Origin of the sequence: Lewinella sp., assembly GCF_050633125.1 — a bacterium.
GTDB lineage: Bacteria > Bacteroidota > Bacteroidia > Chitinophagales > Saprospiraceae > Lewinella.
Genome location: NZ_JBOEFX010000003.1, coordinates 20,420 through 29,604, shown reverse-complemented (window position 1 = coordinate 29,604; position 9,185 = coordinate 20,420). Strand labels below are relative to the sequence as shown.

5 protein-coding genes are annotated in these 9,185 nt (G+C 44.0%); all 5 read right to left on the bottom strand.

Going from position 1 to position 9,185, the window contains the following annotated elements; translation table 11 throughout:
* Positions 1 to 230: 230 nt before the first annotated feature.
* Positions 231 to 1,856 (bottom strand): GldM family protein, encoded by a 1,626-nt coding sequence (locus ACRBG0_RS00630; RefSeq protein ID WP_431484999.1) that lies wholly within the window; start codon positions 1,854 to 1,856, stop codon positions 231 to 233.
* A gap of 47 nt (positions 1,857 to 1,903) precedes the next feature.
* Positions 1,904 to 2,509, bottom strand: coding sequence for a GldL-related protein (locus ACRBG0_RS00625; protein WP_020536224.1), 606 nt, complete (start codon positions 2,507 to 2,509; stop codon positions 1,904 to 1,906).
* Positions 2,510 to 2,855: 346 nt separating this feature from the next.
* Positions 2,856 to 4,097: an SUMF1/EgtB/PvdO family nonheme iron enzyme gene (locus tag ACRBG0_RS00620; RefSeq protein ID WP_431484998.1), complete on the bottom strand. Its 1,242-nt coding sequence runs from the start codon at positions 4,095 to 4,097 to the stop codon at positions 2,856 to 2,858.
* A 243-nt stretch (positions 4,098 to 4,340) separates the two neighbouring features.
* On the bottom strand, positions 4,341 to 5,306 hold the full coding sequence (locus ACRBG0_RS00615) for a PorP/SprF family type IX secretion system membrane protein (RefSeq protein ID WP_431484997.1): 966 nt from the start codon (positions 5,304 to 5,306) through the stop codon (positions 4,341 to 4,343).
* A 574-nt stretch (positions 5,307 to 5,880) separates the two neighbouring features.
* Positions 5,881 to 9,015, bottom strand: coding sequence for an alpha-amylase family glycosyl hydrolase (locus tag ACRBG0_RS00610; protein ID WP_431484996.1), 3,135 nt, complete (start codon positions 9,013 to 9,015; stop codon positions 5,881 to 5,883).
* Positions 9,016 to 9,185 lie beyond the last annotated feature (170 nt).

Sequence of the window (9,185 nt, the reverse complement as noted above, 5' to 3'; positions counted from 1 at the left end):
GCTTCAGAGCGATCTTCATGGAAGTAAATTTTTACCGAGTTGATTGTATTTATACACTTTTGGAAGGAACCTAACCCCTCCTTTTTTAAAACAGATTTCCGACAGGAGTGGTACTCACTTCTGTCGGATCGCTAAATTGCGCTTATTTAACGGATTAACCAAACCCGCTATTGCCTTTAACATACTTGAGGGGGAAACTTTTAACAAATCTCCCCCTCAAGGTTCAAATATTACTGAATTGTGAAGACCATACTGTTAATCTTACGAGTAGCAGTATCTCCAGGGCACTTGGCCCGAACGTTCTCAAAGTAGTAGATATCACCTGGCTTAGCCTGGTTCACTAAACGACGAGAAGCATCCGTATAACGTGGTCCACGGTTCTGCGAAGGAATTGCATCCTGACGCTTAGGTACGTATACCAATTCGAATCCGGCAACCTGACAAGTAGCATCGAAATCAAAATCATCAAGGAAGGCACCTACACCACCTTGGGCTTTGAATTCACCAGATCCCATACCACCGCCATTCTTACCAGAAAGACGTGCTTCAGGGTTAGGAATACGCTTCACACGGAAGTCGAAACTACCAAGGCTGGTACCATTAGCAGATACGCTGACCTTTGCTGCACCAGGAGCGCTAGCATTGATCGTACGGTTACTACCGCTACCTTTAATGGTAATTGGCCCACTAGTGCTTACGCGTACATCATTAGAGCTTACTCCAGATGCAGAGATTGTGATAGGGTTATCTACACCGATGTAGAATACGTTCATCTTAGTTGCAGCAACTGCCACTGAGCGTGAACCTACTTCGTAGACAAACTCACTTTCTCCTTTTGATACTTCACCCGTCAGCGGGTTAACTACCTCTACACGTAGAGGGATGGTCTTTTGACCAGCACCGCTACCCGTGATCGAGTATTCTGCAATACCACCTTGCCCTACTGGCAACTGAGAACCTCCAGCGTAAATCTTTACGTTCTCAGGCTGTAGTGAAGTACTATAGGTACCTACTGAAATCTGAGCAGAAATTTTCTCACCACCAACCACATAAGAGCGGTCTGCTTGTACAACAGGGAAGAAGGCATCGAATTCAATGGTACGACCACCTGTCAATTCTGCCATATCGTTAACCATCGCAGCTTCAGAGCTCTTCAGGTTAGACTGCATCTGAGAAAGCAGTGGCAAAACAGCAGCTAAAGGCATCTGACGGAATTTAAAATCCGACCAGCTCGCCTTATCACTACCTGGAGCTTGCCAGGTTTCGTCGTCAATATTGAAAGGCATATTGTTAGCGACACTTTGGATACGGCTCTGAACCTGTTCAGGCTTCAAGCTGAATGAATCACCATTCTCCTGCATCAACTTGGTGTACACGTCAATTAACTCTTGACGGGTTTCCAATATTTTAGCTTTCAATTCCTCTCCACGGCCTTCGTCCACCAAAATACGGGTAGTAACATCTTTGTTTTTCTTACCCTTTGGCACACGCTTACCATAAGAAATGGTGTAATCCTCTTCATCCACTTCACCATTACCATTACCGGCAACATCAATTAACTCATCACGGAGTTCATTAACGTAGGCATTGAATTCAGCAGCTTTTGTACGTACTGCATCAATAGCTGGGCCAATAGGCTGGTACTTGCGCTTAGAGTCATCTTTCAATAAATCCTTAACGCCTGTAATAGTAGCTTCTAACTGACTATCAACAGTAGCGATACTTTCTTTATTTCCGTCATCCAGAGCAAAGAAAGCATTCATCACTTCCGCTGATACGTTTAACGCGAGCAGGGCGGTTAACACCAAATACATGATGTTAATCATTAACTGCCGCGGTTCCTTTGGAATAGACATATATTTTGCTTCTTTTTTAGTTCAACAATTAATTCAGAGCAGGTAAATTACTTACCTACGTTAGACATAGCACCAATGATGTTGCCATATACGTTGCCTAAAGAAGCATAAGAATTGTTCAAAGAAGCAATGTTCTTGTTCAGTTCTGTCAATTGTGCCTTGTACTGCTTGGTGTCCTCTACAGAATCAGCCAAGTCAGCCATAGCTTCATTCAGTTTACCGTAGAAGTTGGTCATAGACTTCACCTGATCAGATACGCCAGAGAAATCTGCTTCCTGTAGTGCCTTAAGGCTACCCAGGCTGCGTGACATACCTTGCAATTCTGTCAACATACCACCCAACTGCTGCTCTACTACTTCTCCATTCAGGCCAGGTGTCGTATCAACAGCACCACCAGCAGTCAAAGGCTGGATAGGCGTATTGTAATCAGCAAGACCAGGGTACAGTTTGTCCCAGTAGTAATCGGGTTCTGGCCCGATAATACCTAGAAAAGCAAAAATGAAGGCCTCAATACCCATACCGAGAATCAACATCTCAGAAGCGAAAGGCCAGCTTTCAATTTTGAAAAGTGCTCCTGCAAGTACGAAGGCTGCACCTACACCAATAATCAGATTCTTTACGTACTTAAAACTTTTTGTTTTTAAGAAACTCATTCTCGTAACAATTTTACCGAGTTAGTTAATTTGATTGTCTCTCTTGAGTGGCCCCTCCTTTCTTTTAAAGGCGAGGACTAAGCGTTGAAAAGCTTTCACACAACTGTATAATGCAGGGCACAGAAAAAGTAACAGATCAGGGAACACTTTTTTCTAAAAAAAATTCTCTTAACTGTTTCTTACCTCAAAATACACTGACCATCAATAAGTTGTAGGAAATAAAAACATATATACCGGTCTTAAAATGGTTTGGGCAAGGCCCAAACGACTTAGTTGTCGGGATATAAAAGCGAAAAAGGATACTACTTCTTGAGTAGCATCCTTTTTCGACTATGAAAATCTAGTCTTAAAAATCGTTGAGTGAACGGCCCAAGAAGGTCAGGGCGTTACGGAAACCAACGTAGCTCTTAGTGGTATCCTGGTATTCCCAATGACGAGTACCCGTCTGTAGGAAGTAGGAAATATCTTTCCATGATCCACCACGAATAACCTTACGCTTCCATGACTCCGGATCATCATCCTTAGCATCGTAGCGAATATCAGGGTTCAGATCATGCTGAAAAGAGTAGGCATTGTCGTAGTAAGCAGAACTGGTCCACTCCGCTACGTTACCTGACATATTGTACAGACCATAATCGTTCGGGTAGTAAGCATCAGCCTTTACCGTGTACTGGCCACCATCCTCAGGATAGTTACCACGACCAGGCTTGAAGTTAGCTAGCAAACAGCCTTTGGCATTGCGGATATAAGGACCACCCCAAGGGTAAGGCGCATTTTCGCGGCCACCACGTGCTGCATATTCCCATTCGTGCTCTGTTGGCAAACGGAAATCTTCCGTATTAACACCATCACCACGAGTTTGCTGATAGTTGTTCCAAAGCAGTGTACGGTAGTAAGCAAAAGCGTTAGCCATGTGCCAATCTACCCCTACTACAGGATAATCATCATAAGCAGGGTGCCAAAAGTAGTTACGTGCCATTGGCTCATTGTAAGAGTAAGCAAAGTCACGTACCCATACCAAGGTATCAGGATAGACATTTACTTTTTTGCTCTTAATGAATGCGTTACGAGGAGATTGTCCACGATCACGAGCAGCTTCCTGCCAATCATACCATTGGTATTCGTAAACAAATTTGCTCACGTCTATCTCACGGCGACCAGCAAAGCGATCATCACCTTGGTAGTACAAATCTTCCAGGATTTCGTCTTCCCAGTCAATATCGTATTCCCAATCGATGCTCTCATTGCCATCATCATCAGTGATGTAGTGGTCAAGATAAGCGTGTGCCAATGAGTCACGTACCCAGTATACAAACTGGCGGTACTCATTATTGGTGATTTCTGTTTCGTCCATATAGAAACCAGAAATAGAAATCGCCTTCTGGCGCTGCACGTAGGTATTGGCTACATCCTGGTCACTAGGACCGATGTGTAAAGTACCAGATGGTACGTAAACCATACCGAATGGATTAATGCCTTTCCAGGTGGGGCGCTCCAACACGCCAGTGATTTCTCCATTTTCGCGGCGCCCACAAGACACCAGGACAAGCACTAGGAGAAGTAGTGCGACTTTGGATAAGTTCTTCATGTTTATACCCGAGTTTTCCTTTCAGATTTTTTTAACCGATTTTCAAAAGCGAACGTAAATATAGACCGTTTGGCTTATTTATCAAAAGAATTTACACTGCCATGGCAGAGTTTAACACATCAACCCATGCATAACGCCAGCTGCCTGACATTTAGTGCGAGTAGATTTTAATTTATTGAGTAGAATGAAACATTGGTACTGCTAAATCTGCAGTAAGGAGAAATACTTATCCGGTATTTCTTATCATTTGGCCCGTGGATGATATATAATCCGCGGTGGTTTCCCTTCGCCAAAAGTCTTATTTATTCGGTACTTAATTACGATCTCATGAGAGCCGCTATGTACCGTTTGTAAAGGGGAAAGTGCAACATCATACGCATAAACCAACTGCAATGAAGGAGATAATTGAAAACCTCCCATAATCACCACAGCATCCTGCGTGCTACTGTTGTATCCTCTTAACGAGGCCCCTCCAAAAATATTGCTATTGTATACCGCTAAAAGCGAAACATCTAATTGATTTTCGATAGCATCCGACCTGAACCACATCGAAGGACGCAGTTCAAAACTCCTCCCCACTTCAAAACGGGTCACCACAAAAGCATTGTAAGTTCTTGCCAAATTATAGTTGAGCTGGTCCAATTGAACACTCCCTGCGTTGATATTCTCAGCCGACAATCCTACTTCCAAACGTTCACTTTGGTAATAAACACCCGTAGATAGTTGGATAGTTGATCCCGACTGGGTCGCCAAACTTAGCAAATCGTCATTGTGAGAAACATTCCCTGGCTCGCCATAGGTACCATCAGGCGTAATTAATTCTCCCCCGCGCAGCGTAAATTGCTGAAAACCACCTCCAACACCCAATGAGAGTACACCACTGCCTAGTTCCATCTGGTAGTTATATGCTACCTGAGCACGACTCAGCCGATGGGCTCCTATTTCATCATTCTCTACCTGTAAACCAAAACCACCTCGCAAAAAGTACAGTGGCAAGTGTGCACTCAGTCGCTGCCCGGTAGGTGCTCCTTCCAATCCTGCCCATTGCTGCCGGTAAGTCCCCGTTAGACTAAGCGCATAATCCAATCCCGCATAAGCAGGGTTGATACGCATCGGGTCCAACATATAAGTACTGTATTGCGCCGGCTGCTGCGCCTGCAACCCTAGCAGTGCAGTACAAAAAATGATAAAAGAGAGAAAGTACTTCATAGGGCTCATTTTTTAACAAATATTTCAGGGGGCTCGTAAATTTTCCACTTCAGCAATCGTCTTCACAACCAACTGGCATTGATGGTATTCACCTATATCGCGTAAAGTCGCAGCAGTAAAATAGAATAAATTGTCGATCTCGTCAAGGAAGTTAACTAAAACAAAGTCGGTAAACGTCACGGCCTAGTCAATAAAAGTCAAATCATGGGTAACAGCATACCCGTCCAGCAATGCCGCGATCCCAAAATAAGTCATCCAAAAAGCCCGCGTATTGAGAATTATCCTTTATTATAGACTAAACAATAGAGCCAGAAGATGGTTCTATCTCATTTTTTTCTACCAATAAGCGTTTACTTCATGCAGCCCCCCATCGCAAGCTCGGGGCCGGGCTATACGCTTTTACCTGTGGTACCGCTGCTATCCCTGCCTGTTACGGGCTCACCGCCCGTCGGGCTCCGCGCGTTGCGCTCCGCACTGAATCCCCGACCACGAAGCAGCCACATAATGAAACCACATAAAAATGTCGGACAACCAATGAGGTTATCCGACATTTTCAAACTCAACAAGCGCTAATTTACTGCACGACTAACCGCTGAGTTTGCAACAAACCGTTTGCGCGTAGTTGCACCAAATAAACACCACTAGGCAATTTCAAGCTGGCACCAATACGGTAAGGGCCTGCAGGCACTCGTTCTTCAGCTAAAGTACTCAACACCTGCCCATTAAGGTTAAGTATTTGCAGCTGTACATTCGAGGCAACCGGTAGCTGAAAATCAATAGCTACCTGATCCTTTGCAGGATTAGGAAATACCTCTAACTGATAACTAGAAGTTGTTACTTCCCGGTTATTTGTGATAAAACCACCTGGAGGCTCGTCCAAACGAACGGAGGTATACAAGCGGTATTCTCCAGCTACCAGGTCGAGCGATTGGCTCAGGTCTTCTACGAGAATACTGTCTCCGCTAAAATACTCATACCACCATCCTTGCTGCTGAAACGGGTTAGATATCGCCTGTGCCTCAACGGCAAAGTTGCCCAAGACAGCGACATCCATATCGGTAGAATTCAAGTGAATTTTCTTCGCCGTACCGTTCAAGCTACTCGCAAAATCAGTCGTACGGAAGACCGGGTAATCTGTTTTCAATTCAATCAACGCTTTCGTAACATTGTAAAGTCGCTGACGATTGGGGCTTTCAAAATAATCCCAACGAATAGGCTTTGGGTCTACCCGGCAACCATCGTTTATCGTACCATTCTGGCAGTAATTGATACTAAATCCATAGCCTAGTTCACCAAATTGCCAGAGCATTTTAGGCCCCGGAACGGTATAGAAAAATGCACTCGCCAGTTCGCAACGACGCAAACCTGTCACGGTATTACGCACATTATAGCTTCCGCTGGAATTGCCAAACTGGCTATTTTTGTACATCATCCGCTCTTCATCATGACTTTCCATGTAGGCAACCAAGGCCGGGGTTGTCCACCCTCGAGAAGAATAAAAGGCACCGCTCAAATCAGATGGATACCCTAGTGCTGCTTCCAGGTACTGGTTATGGAGCCCGCCGCCACTCCACGAAAGCATCCCGTTCCCGTAAGTAGTTAGTTCTATTTCTTCGTTATTGGCAGCAAAATGCTCAAGGATTACATAGAAATCATCATCTACACCCCATACTACATCTGCATAGTGCTTAATAATTTCGATCCGCGAAGCATCATAGTTACCCCAGGCACCAACGTCTGAATTAAACGTTTGCGTAAAGCCTTTCGACAAATCATAACGGAAGCCATCTACCCGAAATTCTTCTATCCAGTACGCCATCACCCGGTCCACAAAATAAGTGGTAGCATCACTCTCATGGTTAAAATCATACCCTACATTAAAAGGGTGACGAGCATCAGGGTTGAGCCAGGGGTTTTCCAGCGTAGGCTTAAAGGCTACAGGGTCCCAGTAGAGTTGAGCCAAAGGGCTCTGACTGAAAGCATGATTATAAACAACGTCTAATATCACAGCAACACCTCGATTATGGCATTCATCAATAAAGGCCTTCAGCTGATTGGCCGTACCATAATATTTATCCAATGCCATGTGGAAGCTCGGATTATACCCCCAGCTAATATTTCCTTCAAATTCATTGATCGGCATCAATTCAATCGCATTCACCCCCAAATTGGTAAGGTAATCAAGGGTGTCTAACAGGGTAATATAATCATGGTTAGCCAAAAAGTCACGTAGCAAAAGTTCGTAAACAACAAGGTCTTCTTTGGCGGGTGGTATAAACGCTTCCGTCATCCAATCGTATTCCGGTGCACCAGGCTGTAATACACTGGTAATTCCAGTTGTTTTCCCAGTAGGATAAACCGGTAAATCAGGAAAAGTCGAAGCAGGAATAAAAGGATCATTCCAGGGGTCTAAAACAATAGGACTATAAGGATCAGCAATTTTAATATTTCCATTTACGAGGTACTGAAAAGCATAGTCCTCTCCTTCTGTCAAGTTATCAATTTGCAACCACCATAAATTACCGTCCAGGCTTTGCTTCATTTGATAAGCTACCGAAGCTTGCCAGTTATTAAAATCTCCTATTACAAATACAACATCTTTATTAGGAGCATACAATTGCAACAGGTAACTACCGTCTCCCAGGTAATTGATACCATGAGGAAGGTCTAGTGGAGGATCTTCCTGCTCAATATCTCCGGGAATAACAAACACAAAGCTTGATGTCGCTACCAGTCCGTTGTAAGTTGCTTCAACAACCACCTCCTGGGTTCCGCTACCACTAACATTGATCGTCGTGCCGATTGTCGCAGCATTGGTCACGGTTTGCACCGGGGTGCCATTAACCAGAATTTGCAGATCTGATTCAATATACGACGTGGCGTTTACCGGAATCACTGCTCCGGGAAAGGTGATGACTACGGGATTAACTGGTGCGGTAATATCTACCCGGTAAGTTGCAGTATACGTAAAACTTTGAGTGAGCGTATTTGTACCATCATCAGCTCTAAAAGTAACTTCATGCTCCCCTTCTTCCAGCGCGCGCAATTCATACGTAAGTTCTGTTACGTCAGTTTCTTCTATTATTAGCTCTCCGTCCTCTAAAATAGAGAGGGTCGCTTCACTTGAAGCTATACCGCTAATGGTGATAAATTCTCCCAAGGCTACAGCTATATTGTCTTCCAATGGTGCGTTGAGGCTGATTGACAATGGAATATTGTCTTCAAATACATCATAATAAATATCTGCACCACCGGTGGCTTTTCCCTCCAGGCTACCATCGCCATTACGAAAAACCATTGCTATTTGCTCAATCTCTTCGCCATCAGGCACACCATAGTACTCCTTTAGGGAAGGAGTGATGGTGAAAGTATATTTATTGTCATCTCCAGGTACTTCTGCCAACTGCCAGTCAGCATTAGCTTCTCCCCAATTTGTCTGTACATATTTCCAGTCAGAAGGCCCGGTACTCTGAGAGGTAATAACTCCGGTATGAATGTACACATCACAATTACAATCCGCTAAACCAGCTGTACCTTCGGTAGCATCGAAAGTAATCGTCACTGCGTCATTAGCTGTAGGAAAAGCAGGTTCAGCAGTAATGAGTTGTGCATCCAGTTCAGTGCTCAGTAGTAGTGCCAGGAATAAAGGCAATACACACCGTATTATCATAGCTGTCTTTACCATTGGGGTATATTTGATTTTTTTCATCATTAAAATTATTGCTCTTTTCGAATAAAGGAATAGCATAAACAACCGGTTGTCAATGTATATCATCAACAATTGGCGGTAAATATAAAGTCGTAATAATAGGATAGATAAGAACTCACAAGATAAGGCCAAGCACTCAAAATTAATCAAAAAATAACCAGAAAAGGCAG